We start from the raw sequence: 17,657 nt of genomic DNA, 5'->3' as shown, positions 1-17,657 counted from the left end.
CGCTCGCTGTCAGCGCTTCGAAGGTTTGAGGGCCCGCATGTTGCGCTTCGCCGGCGCCGTCAGCTGCGCCCTCACCTTCGCTGCGAGCTGGGGCCTGTCCGTCCGCTCGTAGAAGGCCGCCAGGGTCCTCAGCACCCCCGGGTTGTCCGGCTGGGCGTCACGCGCGGCCAGGAACTCCCGCTCCGCGTCCAGCGCGCGCCCCTGCTTCTCCAGCACCGCCGCCAGCTGCATGCGCACCTGCACCCACGCGGGCCGGGACTTGGACAGGGGGCGGTAGTGCAGCTCCGCCTTGAGCCAGTCCCCCGCCTGCGCCCAGAGGCCCGCGAGCCGGAAGCGCGCGTCGTCATAGGACGGGCGCAGGGACACGGCCTTCTCATAGACGCGGATGGCGTCGAAGGTGGCGCCCTTCTCTTCCAACAGCTGCCCCTGGAGGAAGTACACGCGGGGGTTGTCCGGGGCCTCGCGCTGGGCGGCGTCCAGGTGGCTGGTCGCGCGCTCCAGCTCCGGGGCGCTGCCTCCCTTGAGGAGCAGCCGCGCGGCCTCCAGCCTGGGCAACTCCCAGCGGGGCTGGTTGGAGATCAGCCGCTCCAGGGCGACGAGGGCTCCCGCGTCGTTACCCGCGGTCTCCAGCGCCAGTGCATCCGCCAGCGGACTGGGGGCCGGGGTTGCTTGCGCCGTCAGGACCGGAGAGGCCGGTGCGTCGGACGCGCCCGCAAGCAGCGCCGCCACGAGAACCCACATCATGGTTGGCAGATAGCAGGTCCCGGTGGGCCACCTCAATACTTCCTCTTGACGGACACCCGGCCTCGCATGAAACCCATGACCGTGCAGATTTCCCACAGGACGCTGGAAGACCTTGGTTTCTCGGAAGTGCTCCGCGCGCTGACGCAGCGCTGCCGCACCGAGCCAGGAAGGGAGCGGGTGCTGGCCCGTCCATTCCTGGACACAGAGACGGAAGTGGCCGAAGCGCTGGCGCTCGTCGACGAGGCCCGCTTCCTCTCCCAGCAGCAGTTCTCCCTGCCCCTGGGCGGCGTGACGGACCTGCGCACCGCGGTGGGCCACGCGGAGAAGGGCGGCGTGCTGGAGCCCCGCCAGCTCATCGACGCGGCCCAGTTGCTCTTCGCCTTCGCCCGCACCCGCGAGGCCCTGGACGAGCGCAAGGAGCGCGTCCCCCGCCTGGTGGAGATCTCCAAGCGCCTGCCCTTCCTGGAGGCCATGGCGCGCCGGCTGGATCAGTGTTTCGAACCGGACGGAACCATCTCCGACCGCGCCAGCCCGGAGCTGAAGGAAGCGCGGGACCGCGCCCGCGGCCTGCACCGGCGGATCAAGTCGCGCCTGGATGAGATGCTCCACGACCTGACGTTCACCGCCAAGCTGCGCGAGAACTACTACACGCTGCGCAACGGGCGGTACGTGGTGCCGGTGGTGTCGAACTACCGCGCGGAGGTGGACGGCATCGTCCACAACGCCAGCCAGACGGGGCAGACGCTCTTCATGGAGCCCCAGGCGATGGTGGGCCTGGGCAACGACCTGGCCATCGCGCAGTCGGAGGTCGCGGAGGAGGAGCTCAAGGTCCTCCAGGAGCTGAGCAGGCTCGTGGGCCGCGAGTCCGTGCGCATGCTGGAGGGCCTGGAGGCGGTGGCGGAGCTGGACGAGGTGGAGGCCATCGCCATCCTGTCCGCGGACCTGGACGCCACGACGCCCACCTTCGTGGGTGTGAAGGAGCTGCAGCTGCGCGCGCTGCGCCACCCGCGCCTGGTGCTCAAGGGCACGGAGGTGGTGTCCAACGACGTGACGCTCACCGAAAGCGCCCGGGCGCTGGTGGTGTCCGGCCCCAACGCGGGCGGCAAGACGGTGACGCTGACGGGCGTGGGGCTGTGCGCGCTGATGCTGCGCGCGGGCCTGCCCATCCCGGTGGGCGAAGGGTCGCGGATGCCGCTGTACCGCTCCGTGCACTCCACCGTGGGTGACACGCAGGACCTGTCGCAGGGCCTGTCGTCGTTCAGCGGCCACGTCACCCTGCTGCGGGACATCCTGGCGGCGGTGGGGACGGACTCGCTGGTGCTCATCGACGAAATCGCGTCGGACACGGATCCGCGCGAGGGCGCGGCCATCGCCATCGCGGTGCTGGAGGAGCTGTTGGGCAAGGGCGTGTACGTCCTGGTGACGACGCACCTGGAGGAGCTCAAGGCGCTGGCGCACATGGATCCGCGCTTCCTCAACGCGCGCGTGGGCTTCGACTCCAAGCGGATGGCGCCCACGTTCCGGTTGCAGATGGGCGCGTCCGGCCAGTCGTCCGCCATCGACGTGGCGGCGCGGGTGGGCCTGCCCACCTCCGTGTGCGAGCGCGCGCGGGAGCTGTCGCTCAACGCGGGCGGCCCGCTCACCAAGGCGCTGGCGGCCGCGGAGGACGAGCGGCGCAAGCTCTACGAGGAGCTGGAGAAGGCGCGCATCGCGGCGAAGGAGGCGGAGGCCCTCCGCGCGGACCTGGAGAAGCAGAAGGTCGCCTTCGAGCGCGAGCGCAAGGGCCGGATGATGCAGTTCAACGAGGACGTGCACGCGGCCAGCGAGCACGCCGCCCAGGAGGTCCGCGACCTCTTGGTGAAGCTGCGCTCGGAGCAGAACGAGAAGGCGCTCTCCGAGGCGCGGATGCAGTTGCAGCAGCGCGCGGACGAGGCGCTGAAGCGCGCGGCGGCGGCCAAGGCGGAGCTGTTCCAGGTGGAGGCCCCGGGGCCCGCGAACCTCAAGGTGGGCGCGTGGGTGCACCACTCCGGCCTGGGCCGGGACGTGGAGATCCTGGAGCTGACGGAGGGCCAGGCGGTGGTGTCCGCGGGCGGCGCGCTGAAGATGCGGGTGCCCACGACGGAGCTGTCCGGGTCGCGGGGCAAGAAGCCGCAGCAGGCGAAGTTCCCGGATCAGCGAAAGGGCGAAGCGGCCCTGAAGCGCGCGGCCTCCGCGGCGCCGTCGCAGGTGGATGCCACGCACTTCCGCTGCGACGTGCGCGGCATGCGCGCGGACGACGCGCTGGCGGAGCTGGAGACGTTCCTGGACCAGGGCCTGCGCAAGGGTGAGGAGGCCGCGCTCATCATCCACGGCCACGGCACCGGAGCGCTCAAGCAGGCCATCCGGGACCACCTGGCCGCGTCGCCCTACATCCGCATGTTCCGCCCCGGCGAGAGCCACGAGGGCGGCGACGGCGTCACCGTGGTGTCCCTGCGCGGCTGAAACACCGTGTGACAGGGAGTCGGGGTCTGGATGGCCCCGCTCCCCTGCCCCGGGCAGTGTTCGCTACAGTGCGGCGCCATGTATCGGCTCTGCCTGTTGGGATGTGTGGTGTTCCTGGCCGCCTGTGGGGAGAAGGCTCCCGACGAAGGCGCCATCCGTGTGTCCGTGAAGTACGGCACCTTCAAGCCCGCGTGCGTGCGCGTGGAGGCGAAGGACGCGAAGGGGCACCAGGAAGCCACCGACATCCTCTCCAGCCAGTTCAAGAACGCGGAGAAGAACGAAGTCCTGGTCGCGGTGCGCCGCAAGGCGGACTGGGACATGGCGCTGAACGTGACGGCGTCTTCGTACGCTTCCGCGACCGCCACCGGTTGTGACGGCCCCTTCGTGGAGCAGCACTCGAGCAATGGGCCCCTCACCATCGTCGCCAGGAAGTTCACGAACTTCGAGGTGACGTTGAAGGCGACGGACGGGGATGGTGACGGTCATCTGGCGGGCGCCATGTGGGGCGAGCCCGCGGACTGTGATGACTCGAATCCGGCCAGGTACCCGGGCGCCGTGGAGACCTGTGGCTCCACCGTGGACCTCAACTGCAACCAGCGGACGGGCTGCCAGGAGGCGAACTGCTCGGGCAATCCGTGCGACGACGGCAATGCCTGCACGACAGGGGACCGCTGCGAAGGCTCGGGCCTGGAGGCGAAGTGCGCGCCCACGCAGACGACGACGTGCACGCAGCCCACCGGCGTCTGCGACGCGCGTCTGACATGCAATCCCGCCTCCGGGCTCTGTGAAGCCACGGAGTCCACGGTCGGCAAGAGCTGCAACGACGGGAACGCGTGCACGGATGGAGACACGTGCGGGGCCGACGGGAAGTGCGGCGGCACCGCGCGGACGTGCACCACCTTGGAGCAGTGCCTGTCCAGTTCGGGGACGTGCAACCCGGCCAACGGCCAATGTGTCTTCACTCCGCTCCCGAACACGACCGCCTGTCAGGACCCGCTCGCGTGCACCACGCCGGACCGCTGTGATGGGAGCGGGAACTGCGTGGGCACGCCCACGACCTGCGCGCCGGCGCCGTGCTACCGCGCCAGGCAGCAGTGCACGGTGAACACCGATTGCGAGTACGAGGTCGACCTCAACGGCACGTGCACCACGTCCGGTGGTGTCCCCGGCGTGTGCTCAGCTACGGCCGAATGCAGCCCCTTCCCCTACCGGCCCTCCAACTTCGACCCGAATTCGATCGCGGCGGCGGACATCGGGGAGCTGCGGACCTCTGGGAACGTGACGTTCGATACCACCAGCCGGAGCTGGTCTCCGCCGGGCCAGGTCCCGACCCGGGACACGATCAAGTACGTGCTGCTTGATCAGGGCGCTGGAAACCCACAGGCCGTGCTCATCCCGGTGACGGCCCTGGCGTTGAACGGCACCCTCACTGTCACCGGTCCCAACCCCGTCATCTTCGCGGTCTACGGATCGGCGACCGTGGCCCAGTCGATTCTCGCCACGGGCACCATCGACAACCCCAACGCCGCGTGCGGTACCTCCCAAGGCGGCGCGGGGACCGCTGCCGGAAGCACGGGCGGTGGCGGCGGCGGTGGCGGCAATGGCACCACCGGCACGGACGGGGGCAACGCCTACAATGCACAGAACCGTGGCGCCGCGGGCATCAACCGCGCCACCGGGCCCGAACCGCTCCTGGGTGGCTGCCCGGGTGGAAACGGAGGTGCGGGCTCGTCCGGCGGCAGGGGCGGAGCAGGCGGAGGTGCCATCCAGCTCTCCGTCGCACACACCCTGACACTGGATAAGATCCTCTCCACGAGCGGGAATGGCGGAGCCGGCGGCAGCACGGGGGGCGGCGGGGGTGGAGGCAGCGGCGGCCAGGTGGTGATGGAAGCCTTTCAGCTGAATCTCACCGCCGCCGCTCGCATCACCGCCAATGGAGGCGGTGGTGCCGAGGGCGGAACGACCACCAGCAATACGGGGAGCGCTGGAACCAACGGCAGTCAGGATTCAAGGACTCCTGCCAATGGTGGAACCGGCAGCAATACCACCGGAGGTGCTGGCGGTGCCGGCGGCGCTGGGACGGTGCCCCCCGTCAAGGGCACGGATGGAACCCGGGATGGCTGGGGGACCGAGGGGTCTGGCGGTGGCGGTGGCGGCAGCGCCGGCTACATCCACCTGCGCAGCGTCCAACCCTGCGCGCTGGCCGTCGGGCATGTCATCAGCCCCCCGGCCACCACCTCCTGCACGCAGCCCTGACCTATCCCCTACTCCGGGAAGTGTTGGGTACAGTGCGGCGCCATGAATCGGCTCTGCCTGCTGGGTTGTGTGCTGTTGCTCGCTGCCTGTCGGGAGAAGGCTCCCGACGAAGGCGCCATCCGCGTGTCCGTGAAGTACGGCACCTTCAAGCCCGCGTGCGTGCGCGTGGAGGCGAAGGACGCGAACGGGCACCAGGAAGCCACGGACATCCTCTCCAGTGAGTTCAAGAACGCGGAGAAGAACGAGGTCCTGGTCGCGGTGCGCCGCAAGGCGGACTGGGACGCGACGCTGGACCTCACGGTGTCGTCGTACGCGGAGGCTGACGGCGACCGGTGCTCGGGTGAGGCGGTGGAGCGGTTCACGAACGCCGCGCTCACGATCGTCCCCAAGGAGTACACGCGCTTCGACGTGGAGCTGAAGGCGGTGGACGCTGACGGTGACGGCTCTCCTTCCGGCATCGAATGGGCGGGCACTTCCGACTGCGACGAAACGAAGGGGGACGTCCGCCCGGGCGCCGTGGAGAAGTGCGACACGACCATCGACTACGACTGTGATGGGAAGTTCGCGTGCGAGGACTTCGACTGCTCGGCGAAGACGTGCACGGACGGAGACCTGTGCAACACGGACAAGCGGTGCATTGGCGTGGGGACGTCGGCGCAGTGCGGAGGTGGCACGCCCAAGTGCACGCAGTCCGCGGGCCAATGTCAGCCGACGGTGACGTGTGAGGCCGCCACGGGCCTGTGCATTGACGGGAACGTGCAGGTCGGCGCGGCCTGCGACCCCGGGAACCCGTGCATGACCGATGGCCGCTGTACGGCCGACAAGCAGTGCGAGGGGACCTTGAAGACGTGCACCACGCCGACGAGCCCCGATTGCCAGGAGTCCACGGGCACCTGCAACCCGACCAACGGCACCTGTGTGTACGACCCCAAGCCGGTCACCACGTCCTGCGAGGACGGCAACGTCTGCCATGAGCCGGGCTTCTGCGATGGCAATGGCACGTGCATCGGCACGGACACGCCGTGCCCTCCCGTGGAGTGCAAGACCGCCGCGGGCTGCACGGCGAACAACTCCTGCATCTATTCGGGGGACCCGGCCCAGCTCAACCTGCCCTGCAGCCTGGACGGGTCCGGAACGCCACGCGTGTGCACCGCGACGGGCCAGTGTGTCGCGTTCCCGTACACGCCCAGCAACTTCGATCCGAACGGCATTCCTGGCGGTGAGCTTGGCGAACTGAGGACCACCGGCGCGGTGGTGTTCGACACGGACGCCGAGTCCTGGACGCCCTCGAACGTCGGCCCCGATACCAGTCAGCTCACCCTCAAGACCGTGCCCCAGGGCGGAGGAGCACCCGACATCCTGCTCATCCCGGTGCGGACCCTGGCCCTGGGCGGCGAACTACGCATCGTGGGCAGCCGTCCGGTCATCCTCGCGGTGTATGGGGATGCGACGCTGGACCACGACATCCTGGCCAGCGGGCGCATCGTGAATGGCGCACCGGCCCCTGGAGCCGGCGGCAATCAGCAGTGTTCTTCATCACAGGGCAAGACCGGGACGTTCAGCGGGAGCCAGGGTGGCGGTGGGGGTGGTGCTGGCGGTGCGACGGCTGGAACGAATGGCGGAGATGGCTTCAACGCCAGCAACTCGCGGGGCGCCGCGGGCCTGCAGCAACCCTTGGTCTTCACGCCACTCCTCGGTGGATGCGCGGGGGGCCCTGGTGGAGGCTCGGGCAACGCGGCCGGCGGACTTGGCGGTGCGGGTGGTGGCGCCTTCCAGATTTCGGTCGCCAGGACACTGACCGTCGGCAAGGCCCTCTCCGTGAGCGGCGGCGGTGGTTTGGGCGGTAAGGCGAGCGCTTCACCCGCCCATTCGGCGGGAGGTGGCGGCGGAGGGAGCGGAGGCCGCATCGCGCTGGAAGCCTTCCAGGTGAACCTGACGTCCACCGCGCGACTCACCGCCAATGGCGGTGGTGGTGGAGAGGGTGCTGGCGCAGGAACCCTCGCCGCGAATCCTGGGGAGAATGGCGCGAGTGGTAGCGAGGACAGCGACAGCAGCGCCAACGGCGGCGCGGGTTCTGCCACCACGGGTGGCAACGGTGGCTCGGGTGGCACCTCCAGCCTCCCCTCCCCTGGCAATAACGGAACAACGGTCGTGTTGGGTAACGGCGGTGGCGGCGGTGGCGGTGGCGCCGCGGGCTCCATCTATCTGCGCAGCGTCCGGAGCTGCACCCAGGCGTCCGGTCATGTGATCAGCCCCGCCTCGACAGGAGGCTGCCAGCCTCTCTGACGCACGCTTCCTCCTGGAATTCCAGCAACAGCGGGCGAGTGAGTACAGTGCGGCACCATGCGTCTGTTCTGTCTATTGACCTGCATGGTGCTGCTCTCCGCCTGCCGCATGAAGGACCCCGCCGAGGGCGTCCTTCGCGTGACGGTGAAGTACGTCTCCCAGGAACCCCGCTGCGTACGCGTGGAGGTGGGAGACGGCGTCCACCTGGCGAAGGCAGACGTCCCCTCCGGTGAGTTCCAGGACAAGGAGTTTCGGCTCGCAATGGTCCGCAAGCCGGACTGGAACCGGCTGATGAACCTCACGGTGACTTCGTTCAGCGCCGTCAGCGGCACGCAATGCGCGGGAACGGTCGTGGAGGTTCGCCACAATCCCTCGCTGGACGTGGCCCCGGGGACTTCCGCCGACTGGAGCGTGACGCTGCGGGCGACGGACGCGGATGGCGATGGCTACTTCGCCGAGGCCCCCGGATCGGAGCGGCCCGACTGCGACGATTCGAACTCCAACGCCCATCCCGGCGCGACGGAACCCTGTGGCTCGCTGGCGGACTTGAATTGCAACCAGCGGGTGGGCTGCCAGGAGGCGAACTGCGCGGGCCAGTCATGCGACGACGGCAACGCCTGCACCACGGGGGACCACTGTGAGGGTTCCGGCCTGGAGGCAAGATGTCTGCCTTCGCAGACGACGACGTGCTCCCAGCCCACGGGCACCTGTGACACACCCCAGGCATGCAACCCCTCCTCCGGACTCTGTGAGGCAGTGGGTTCCACGGCCGGCAAGAGCTGCGACGATGGGAACGCCTGTACGGTTGCGGACACGTGCGGGGACAACGGGACGTGCGCAGGTACGGAGCGCACGTGCACCACCTTGGCTCAGTGCATGGAGGCGCAGGGCACCTGCAACGCGCGGACGGGCGCCTGTGACTTCACGCCACTCCCCAACATGACGGCATGCCAGGACGCGCGGATGTGCACCACGGCGGACCAATGTGATGGGAACGGGAACTGCGTGGGCTTTCCCAACGCCTGCGTCCCACCTCCATGCCACCGCGTGAAGCAGCAATGCACGACGAGCACCGAGTGTGAGTACGAAGTGGACCTCAACGGGGCCTGTACGACGTCAGGTGGAGCTCCCGGCGTGTGCCTGGCGACAGCCGAGTGCAGCGCTTTCCCCTATCAGCCCTACAACTTCGATCCGAATACCATCGCGGGCGCGAACATCGGTGAGATCAGGACCAGCGGAGACATCACCTTCGACACCGCCGGCCTGATCTGGAACCCCTCCAGTGCCATCTCCACCGCGGCATCGCTCAGGATCGTGTCAATGCCGCAAGCGAACGGGAATCCGCCCGTGCTGCTCATTCCGGTGAAGAAACTCGAGCTGAACGGGACCCTGCGAATCACTGGCCCCTCTCCCGTCATCCTCGCGGTCTATGGCGACGTGAACCTCAGCCAGTCCATCCTGGCCTCGGGCAGCATCACGAATCCCACCACGGCCTGCGGCACCTCCCAGGGAGGGACCGGCACGTACAGCGGCAAGAGTGGCGGGGGCGGTGGCGGCGCTGGCAATGGCAATGGCACGTCCGGGGTGGAAGGAGGCAAGAGCTACAACAGTCAAAGCCATGGCAGCGCAGGGACTTCCCGGCCCACCAGCCCCGAGCCCCTTCTGGGAGGCTGCCCGGGTGGCAACGGTGGCGGCAACGGTTCCGCCACTCCCGGCACGGGTGGAGCCGGTGGCGGCGCCATTCAGTTGTCGGTCGCGCGCAACCTGACGATTTCGAAGGCTATCGGCGCAAGCGGGTTTGGTGGCCAGAAAGGCATCGGAGGGGGCGGTGGCGGTGGTGGCAGTGGCGGCCGAGTGGTTCTCGAAGCCTTCCAACTGACGCTCAATGTGAGTGCCAGCGTCACCGCCAATGGCGGCGGTGGTGGCGAGGGGGGCAACAGCAGCAACAATGACGGCGTGAGCGGAGCCAATGGCAGCGAAGACTCCGCGAATCCGGCCGCTGGCGGTACCGGGGGGAACACCACGGGAGGCGACGGCGGCGCAGGGGGAACCGGCACGGCGGCGCCCCGCAAGGGCGCGGACGGAAGCAGGGATGCCTTCGGAACCGATGGCGGCGGCGGCGGCGGCGGAGGCGCCGCGGGCCTCATCCACCTGCGCAGCGTCCAGTCATGTGTCATTAACGCCTCATCCGTGATCAGTCCCGCACCCACGGGTGGCTGCGCACTCCCCTGACCCACCCGGACAGCAACCAGCCCAGCAACCCCCATTGTGAAGTTTCACACACTTGATGTGAAATCATGTACGGTATGTTTCGCCTGTCGCACGACGCGCGGGCGAAACACATCTCAGGGGGAATCACACCATATGAATGGCAAGCAATTGCTGCGTCGCAGCGCGGTCGTGGGCTTTGGCTTCTTCGCGCTGATGGGCTGTGGGGGCCCGGACGCCGTGATCCAGGAGCCGGAGCTTGGCAACGTCGAGCAGGGCATCAACGTCGCCACCAACGGCAGCTTCGAGAACAACAACATCGGCAATTTCAACTACGTGATCCTCAACCCCGGGAGCACGGCGCTGCCGGGTTGGACCATCACCGGCGGCATCAAGGTGATGAAGAGCACGTACAAGGCGGCGCAGAGCGGCATCCAGTCCATCGACCTCAACGGTCTGGGCGCGGGCTCCCTGTACCAGGACGTGCCCACCGTCGTCGGCGCCGGCTACACGGTGTCCTTCTACGTGTCCAACAGCCCCACCTGCACCACCGTGTCCCGGTCGGCCACCCTCAACTACGGCCCGAGCACCGCCAGCTTCTCCAACAGCTCCGGCACGTGGTCGACCTTCCCGCGCACCTACGTGTTCAACGCCACCAGCACCGTCTCGCGGATCGAGCTCATCAGCACCTCCGGTGGCGTCGGCTGTGGCCTGGCCATCGACAACCTCCAGGTGAACGGGCCGTGATGCACGCGGTCCGCTGACCCATTCCGCATGCGGTCGCCTGGCCGCTCTCCAGGCGCCCGCCGTTCATCGACGCACGTTTCGCCGGAGGCTCCTCCCGTCACACTGGCCATTGGATGGAGAAACCTCGAAGTTCCATGCCCCAGCAGTGGCCTCCCTTCTTGAAGGCGCGCCTGGGCGTGGAGGCACATGGGCGCGGTGGACGACATCCTGCGAGGCGGCGGCGCGTGTGGCGCCCTGCTTCGCCAGGTGGACTGGGCGAAGACGTCCCTGGGCCCGGTGGAGACGTGGCCCCAGTCGCTGCGCACGGCCGTCGGCATCGTGCTCGCGTCCGACTATCCGCTCTACGTCGCGTGGGGTCCGGAGTTCGTCCAGTTCTACAACGACGCGTACCGGCCCATCTGCGGACGCACGAAGCACCCCGCCGCCCTGGGACAGGCCGCGGGCGTCACCTGGCCGGAGGTCTGGCACATGCTGGGCCCCGGCTGGGAGCGCATGCGCCGGACGGGCGAGGCCATCTTCGTCAATGACCTGATGATGCCGCTCGACCGCAACGGCTTCGTCGAGGAGTGCTACTTCACCTACAGCCATTCGCCCGTGCGCGACGAGTCCGGCGACGTGGCGGGCATCTTCGCGGCGCTCAAGGAGACCACCGGACAGGTGGTGGGCACGCGGCGGCTGGACACGCTGCGCGAACTGGGGGCCTCCACCGCGGACCGGACCACCACGGACGACGCCTGCCGCGAAGCCATGCGCGTCATCACCGCGGCGCCGCTCGACGTGCCCTTCGCCCTGCTCTACCTGGTGGATGACACCACCGGCACCGCGCGGCTCGTTGGGACGAGCGGGCTCGCGGCGGGGGATGCACTCGCTCCCGAATCAACGCGCCTCCCGGACGGCACGGGCGAGGCGAGCGCGGACTGGCCGCTGGGCGCCGCCGCGAGCACCGGCGCGGCCTTCCTCTGGGAGAAGCTGCCCGGAGCGTCAGGCACCGTCGCGGTGGGGCCGTGGCCGGAGGGAACGGCCTCCGCGTGGGTGCAGCCCCTGCCGCGCGTGGGGCATGCACGGCCCGCCGGCTTCCTGGTGATGGGACTGAGCCGCCGGCTGGCGCTCGATGAGAAGTACCGGGGCTTCCTGGAGCTGCTGGCCCGGGGCGTGACGACAGCCATCTCCCAGGCCCGCGCTCGCGAGGAGGAGCGCCGCCGCGCCGAGGCGCTGGCCGCGTTGGACCGCGCGAAGACGGACTTCTTCAGCAACGTGAGCCACGAGTTCCGCACGCCGCTGGCGCTGATGCTGGGGCCGGTGGAGGACGGCCTCCAGGATCCGCTGGAGCCGCTCGGTCCCCGGCAGCTCGAACGGCAGCGGACGGTGCACCGCAACGGCCTGCGGCTGCTCAAGCTCGTCAACACGCTGCTGGAGTTCTCCCGCATCGAAGCGGGCCGCCTGCACGCGACCGCGGTGCCCACCGACCTCGCCGCGCTCACCCGCGGGCTCACCAGCGGCTTCCGCTCCACCGTGGAGCGCGCGGGCCTGACGCTCGACGTGGACTGTCCCCCGCTGCCGCACCCCGTGAAGGTGGATCCGGATCAGTGGGAGAAGATCGTCCTCAACCTCATCTCCAACGCGTTCAAGTTCACGCACCAGGGCGGCATCCACGTGAGCCTGCGCCTGCGGGGAACACAGGCGGTGTTGCGCGTGGCGGACACCGGCACGGGCATCTCGCCGGAGGAGCTGCCGCGCATCTTCGACCGCTTCCACCGCGTGCAGGGCGCGCGGGGACGCAGCTACGAAGGCAGCGGTATCGGGCTCGCGCTGGTGCGGGAGCTGGTTCGGCTGCATGGCGGCGAAGTGCAGGCGGAGAGCCGCCCAGGCCAGGGCAGCACCTTCACGGTGACGCTGCCCGCGGAGGCGTCCTCCCAGGCCGACGCTCCACGGGAGACGACGGCGTCCACGCCCACGCGCGCTCCGACGAGCGCGACCGCCGCGGCGTTCCTGGAGGAGGCCTCCGGCTGGTTGGGGCCGGAGGGCACCCCGGCCATGCTCGCGGTCGCCGCGGCCCCCGCGCCCCTCATGAGGACCGTGGGCGGCCACGTCCTGTTCGCGGACGACAACGCGGACATGCGCGCGTACCTGCATTCGTTGCTCGCGGACCGCTTCGAGGTGACGCTCGCGGCGAACGGGCTGGAGGCGCTGGAGTCCTGCCGGGCCCGGATGCCGGACCTCGTCATCAGCGACGTGATGATGCCGGAGCTGGATGGCTTCGGGCTCCTGCGGCGGCTGCGCGAGGACCCGGCGACGGCGCACGTGCCCGTCATCCTGCTGTCCGCGCGCGCCGGCGAGGAGGCCACGGTGGAGGGCCTGCGCATGGGCGCCACCGACTACCTGGTGAAGCCGTTCTCCGCGCGGGAGCTGCTGGCGCGCGTGGAGGGCAACCTCGCGGCGGCGCGGGCGCGCCGGGAGCAGCGCCAGGCGGAGCGGGAGCGCGAGAAGCTGATCGCGGTGGTGGAGCAGTCCTCGGACCTCATCGGCATTGGCGCGCCGGACGGACGGGCGCTGTTCGTCAACGAGGCGGGCCAGCGGATGCTGGGGCTGGAGGGGCCGGAGGAGGTGCGGAGCACGCACCTGCTCAACTACTTCCTGGAGGAGGACCGCCCCTACGTGCGCGACGTCATCCTGCCCAGGCTGCGCGAGCACGGGCGCTGGGACGGCGAGTTCCGCCTCCGCCACTTCCGCACCGGGGCGGCGGTGCCCGTGCACTACAACTTCTTCATGCTGCGCGATGCCGCGACGGGCGAGGACATCGGCATCGCCACGGTGAGCCGGGACATCAGTGAACGCCACCGGCGCGAGGCGGAGGCGCGGGAGCAGCGGGAGTTCGAACAGCAGCTCATCGGCATCGTCAGCCACGACCTGCGCAATCCGCTCAACGCCATCCTCCTGTCGGCGAACGCCCTGCTCCAGCGCGATGACCTGGGGGAGCGCGCGACGAAGAACACCGGCCGCATCATCAGCAGCGCCGAGCGCGCGAACCGCCTCATCCGCGACCTGCTGGACGTGACCCAGGCGAGGCTGGGCGGAGGGCTGCCGGTGCACCGCCGCCGCATGGACTTCCACGAGGTCACGCGCCAGGCGCTGGAGGAGGTCCAGGTGGCGTTCCCGGAGCGGCAGGTGGTCCTGGACCAACAGGGCGACGGCCTGGGCTCGTGGGACGAGGAGCGGCTGGGCCAGGTGGTGCAGAACCTGGTCACCAACGCCCTCCGCTACAGCGAGCCCGGCTCCACGGTGCGGATGTCCACGCGCGAGGAGGGGGACGACCTGGTGCTGGAGGTCCACAACCGGGGCCGCCCCATCCCACCGGAGATGCTGCCCACCCTCTTCCAGGCCATGCGGCGCGGCCACCATGACGAAGGCCGGTCCTCGCGCAGCGTGGGGCTGGGGCTCTACATCGTGCAGCAGGTGGCGCGCGCGCACGGAGGCCACGTGAGCGCGACCTCCAGCGAAGAGGCCGGAACGACGTTCACGGTCCGCCTGCCGAGAGAAGCGCCCCCCGCCTACGACACCGTGTCCTGAGGCCCTATTCGTCCGCCCGGAGCGCGATGGCGGGAGTCACGCGCAGCGCGCGGCGTGCGGGCAGCCAGCTGGCCACGAGCGCCACCGCGCCCAGCAGCAGGGGCACGCCTCCGAACGTCAGGGCGTCCAGCGCGCCCACGCCGTAGAGCATCCCCGCGAGGCCGCGCGCGAGCACCGCCGCCCCCACGAGCCCCACCCCCACGCCGATCGCCGCCAGCCGCAGCCCCTGCCCCACCACCAGCCACAGCACCTGCCGGTCCGTCGCGCCCAGCGCCATGCGGATGCCCAGTTCGCGCGTGCGCTGGCTCACCGTGTACGCCAGCACGCCGTACAGCCCTACGCCCGCCAACGTCAGCGCGAGCACCGCCATGGCCGTGAGCAGGCCGCCCATCACCCGCGTGCGGCCCAGGCTCTCCTCCACCACGGCCTCCAGGCCGCGCACCTGGACGAGCGGCAGGTCCGGATCCACCGCGCGAAGCTGTTCGCGCAGCGCGGGCAGCAGCGCCTGCGCGTCACGGGTCGCGCGCACGGCGAGGACCATGAACAGGCCCTCGAATTGATCCATGGGCAGGTACACCTCCGCGCGCGGCTCCTCCGCGAGGCTCGCGTGGTGCACGTCGCCCACCACGCCCACCACCTCCCGGAACGGCTCGCCGTCGAGCGTCAGCCGCGCGCGCTGGCCCAACGCGGAGCCCTTCGACAGGAAGCGCCGCGCGAAGGTCTCGTTGACCACCATCACCGGCGCCGCGCCCGCGCCGTCCGCGGCGCTCACGTCACGCCCCTCCTTCAGCGGGATGCGCAGCGTGGCGAAGTAGCCGTCGCTCACCGCGCGGAAGTTGACCGCTTCGCGCGCCTGGGCCTCCGCCTCCGTCTCACCGGGCAGCACCACCGCGCTGATGCCGTTGCGGTTCCACAGCGGCAGCGTGCTGGCCAGTCCCGCGGCCTGCACCGACGGCAACGCCCGCACCCGCGCCAACAGCTCCGCGCTCACCTGCCTCCGTCTCGTGTCATCCCGCCCGTAGGCCTCGCGTGGAAAGGACAGGTCCATCGCGCTGACGCCTCGCGGGTCGAAGCCCGGCGCCACGGTGTGCAGCGCATGGAGCGTGCGCAGCATCAGGCCCGCGCCCACCAGCGGCACGAGCGCCAGCGCGACCTGCGCCACCACCAGCACGGCGCGCGCCCGCATCGGCCCGGTCGCGCCCTTCCCTCCGCGAAGCCCTCCGAGCGCTCCCTTCGCCTCCGCGCGGGATGCACGCAGCGCGGGCACCAGGCCGAAGAGGACGCTGGTCGTCAGGGACAGGCCCGCCGCGATGGCGAGCACGTGCGGCTCCAGCCGGAGCTCCTCCGGCGACACCACCTCCCCGGGGACGAACACCCGCAGGAGGTCCATCCCCCACAGCGCCAGCAGCAGGCCCACCGCGCCGCCCATCAGGGCCAGCACCGCGCTCTCCACCAGGAACTGCCGCACCAGCTGTCCCCGGCTCGCGCCCAGCGCCGCGCGCACCGCCACCTCGCGCTCGCGGGCACTGGCGCGCGCGAGCAGCAGGTTCGCCACGTTTGCGCACGCCACGCACAGCACCAATGCCATCACTCCGGCCAGCAGCCACAGCTGCTCGCGCGAGGTCTCCACCACCTGCTCATGCAACGGCACCAGCCGAACCCCGGGCGCCGCTTCATTCCCGCCCAGCGTCGCGGCCCAGGTGCGCGAGTGTTCCTCCAGCTCCGCGCGGGCGCGCTCCAGCGGGACACCCGGCCGCAACCGGCCCACGCCACGCAGGTAGAGCTCCTCCGAAGCCTGACCCGGGGGCGCGGGTGTCAGGGGCTTCCACAGGTCCACGCCCGGCCAGAAGCGGAACGACGCGGGCAGCACGCCCTGGACGACGTGGGGCGCGCCATCCAGCGTGAGCGTCTGTCCCACCACGTCCGCGCGTCCACCGAAGTGGCTCCGCCAGAAGGCGTGGGACACGAGCACGCTCCGGTCGCGCCCGGGCACCTGGGACTCCGGCCCGAAGTCCTGTCCACGCTCGGGCCGCACGCCCAGCAGGGACAGCAGGCCCGGGGTCGCGAGCCCCGCGCGCACCCGCTGCGCCGCGCTCGGACCGGTCAGCGTCTGGTCCATGGCGGTGACGCCCTCGATGGCCTGGAACGCGCCCAGGCGCTCGCGCCACGCCTGGAGGTACGAGTACGCCACACCGCCCCGCTCACGCTGCGGCGTGGATTGGTAGAGGCGCAGCAGCTCCTGGGGTTCGGGGTACGGCAGGGGCTTGAGCAGCACCTGGTACACGAGGCTGAAGACCGCGGTGGTGGCCCCGATGGCGAGCGCGAGCGTGGCCACCACCACCGAGGTGAACACGGGCTCGCGGCGCATCCGGCGCAGCGACAGGCGGACGTCTTGGAGGAGCTGGGACATGGTGTCGGTCCGGGGCGGGCTGCAACTCTAGCGCCACGGCCGCCTGGCGGGCCGGAGGGCCCAGGGGACGGACGCGCGGTGTCCGCTCGTGGCACGTGGCGTCCCGCAAGCGGACAGCGGCCTTCTTTTCGGAAGGCAGGTGCGAGTGCTGGCGATATGGATCGCTCATGCGAAATGCACTGATGGCGGCATCGTTCCTGGCCCTCGCGGGCTGTTCCCACTCGACGCCCACGGCTCCGGCGGCCTCCACCCAGACGCAGGTGGCGTCCGTGTCCGCACAGGCGCTGGTGGACGCGCCGGACCGCACGGAGGCGGACCGCAAGCTGGACGCGGGCCGGCATCCGGCCGCCCTGCTGGAGTTCGTGGGCGCGAAGCCCGGCATGCACGTGGCGGAGCTGATGGCGGGCGGCGGCTACACCACGGAGCTGCTGGCGCGCGCGGTGGGGCCCGAGGGCAAGGTGTACGGCGAGAATCCCAGCATCGTGCTGGAGAAGTTCGCGGCGAAGCCGTGGCAGGAGCGGCTGGCGCGGCCGGTGAACCAGAACGTGGTGCGCCTGGACCGCGAGCTGGACGCGCCCTTCCCGCCCGAGCTGAACGGCACGCTGGACGCGGTGGTGAGCCACATCATCTACCACGACGCGGGATGGCTGGGCGTGGACCGGGCGAAGATGAACGCGGCGGTGTTCCAGGCGCTCAAGCCGGGCGGCGTGTACGTCATCCTCGACTCCAGCGGGAAGCCGGGCACGGGCATCACGGAAGGCCAGACGCTGCACCGCATCGACGAGCAGCTGGTGCGTGACGAGGTGCAGGCCGCGGGCTTCCAGTTCCAGGAGGAGAGCAAGGTCTGGCGCAACCCGGAGGACACGCGCGACTGGAACTCCAGTCCGGGCGCCGCGGGCGAGCGCCGGGGCACGAGCGACCGGTTCGCGTTCAAGTTCGTCAAGCCGTAGGACGGAGC

General features: G+C 70.3%; 9 protein-coding genes. 7 read left to right on the top strand and 2 right to left on the bottom strand.

Annotated elements, in window-relative coordinates; all coding sequences use genetic code 11:
- Positions 1-9 precede the first annotated feature (9 nt).
- Complete coding sequence (locus tag D7X30_RS11360; protein ID WP_120562908.1) at positions 10-744, bottom strand: lipopolysaccharide assembly protein LapB; 735 nt, start codon at positions 742-744, stop codon at positions 10-12.
- A gap of 75 nt (positions 745-819) precedes the next feature.
- Here D7X30_RS11360 and D7X30_RS11355 point away from each other — a divergent pair, with 75 nt between their 5' ends.
- The 6 genes from D7X30_RS11355 to D7X30_RS43580 all read left to right on the top strand — a co-directional run bounded on the left by D7X30_RS11355 (position 820) and on the right by D7X30_RS43580 (position 14,289).
- A complete protein-coding gene (locus D7X30_RS11355) occupies positions 820-3,225 on the top strand; it encodes an endonuclease MutS2 (protein ID WP_120562907.1) in 2,406 nt (801 codons plus the stop codon).
- A 78-nt stretch (positions 3,226-3,303) separates the two neighbouring features.
- Positions 3,304-5,481: a putative metal-binding motif-containing protein gene (locus D7X30_RS43585; RefSeq protein WP_120562906.1), complete on the top strand. Its 2,178-nt coding sequence runs from the start codon at positions 3,304-3,306 to the stop codon at positions 5,479-5,481.
- Positions 5,482-5,523: 42 nt separating this feature from the next.
- Complete coding sequence (locus D7X30_RS11345; protein WP_120562905.1) at positions 5,524-7,767, top strand: hypothetical protein; 2,244 nt, start codon at positions 5,524-5,526, stop codon at positions 7,765-7,767.
- 57 nt (positions 7,768-7,824) lie between these two features.
- Complete coding sequence (locus tag D7X30_RS41935; RefSeq protein WP_199724243.1) at positions 7,825-9,999, top strand: putative metal-binding motif-containing protein; 2,175 nt, start codon at positions 7,825-7,827, stop codon at positions 9,997-9,999.
- Positions 10,000-10,131: 132 nt separating this feature from the next.
- Entirely contained in the window at positions 10,132-10,722 is a 591-nt protein-coding gene (locus D7X30_RS11325; protein ID WP_120562902.1) for a DUF642 domain-containing protein, read from the top strand.
- Between the two features lie 186 nt (positions 10,723-10,908).
- Positions 10,909-14,289 carry an ATP-binding protein gene (locus tag D7X30_RS43580; RefSeq protein ID WP_120562901.1) on the top strand — a complete coding sequence of 1,127 codons (3,381 nt, stop codon included), beginning with the start codon at positions 10,909-10,911 and terminating at the stop codon, positions 14,287-14,289.
- Positions 14,290-14,293: 4 nt separating this feature from the next.
- On the opposite strand, the gene D7X30_RS11315 is transcribed toward D7X30_RS43580, so the two are convergent.
- The gene (locus tag D7X30_RS11315) at positions 14,294-16,699 is read right to left on the bottom strand and encodes an ABC transporter permease (protein ID WP_120562900.1); all 2,406 of its coding nucleotides are present in this window, start codon (positions 16,697-16,699) and stop codon (positions 14,294-14,296) included.
- A gap of 167 nt (positions 16,700-16,866) precedes the next feature.
- Between D7X30_RS11315 and D7X30_RS11310 the strand changes: the two genes are divergently transcribed.
- Entirely contained in the window at positions 16,867-17,649 is a 783-nt protein-coding gene (locus tag D7X30_RS11310) for a class I SAM-dependent methyltransferase (RefSeq protein WP_120562899.1), read from the top strand.
- Positions 17,650-17,657 lie beyond the last annotated feature (8 nt).

Origin of the sequence: Corallococcus sp. AB011P, assembly GCF_003611605.1 — a bacterium.
GTDB classification, from domain to species: Bacteria; Myxococcota; Myxococcia; order Myxococcales; family Myxococcaceae; genus Corallococcus; species Corallococcus coralloides.
Note: the sequence above shows the minus strand (reverse complement) of the source record. Positions and strands in the feature narration are given on the sequence as shown.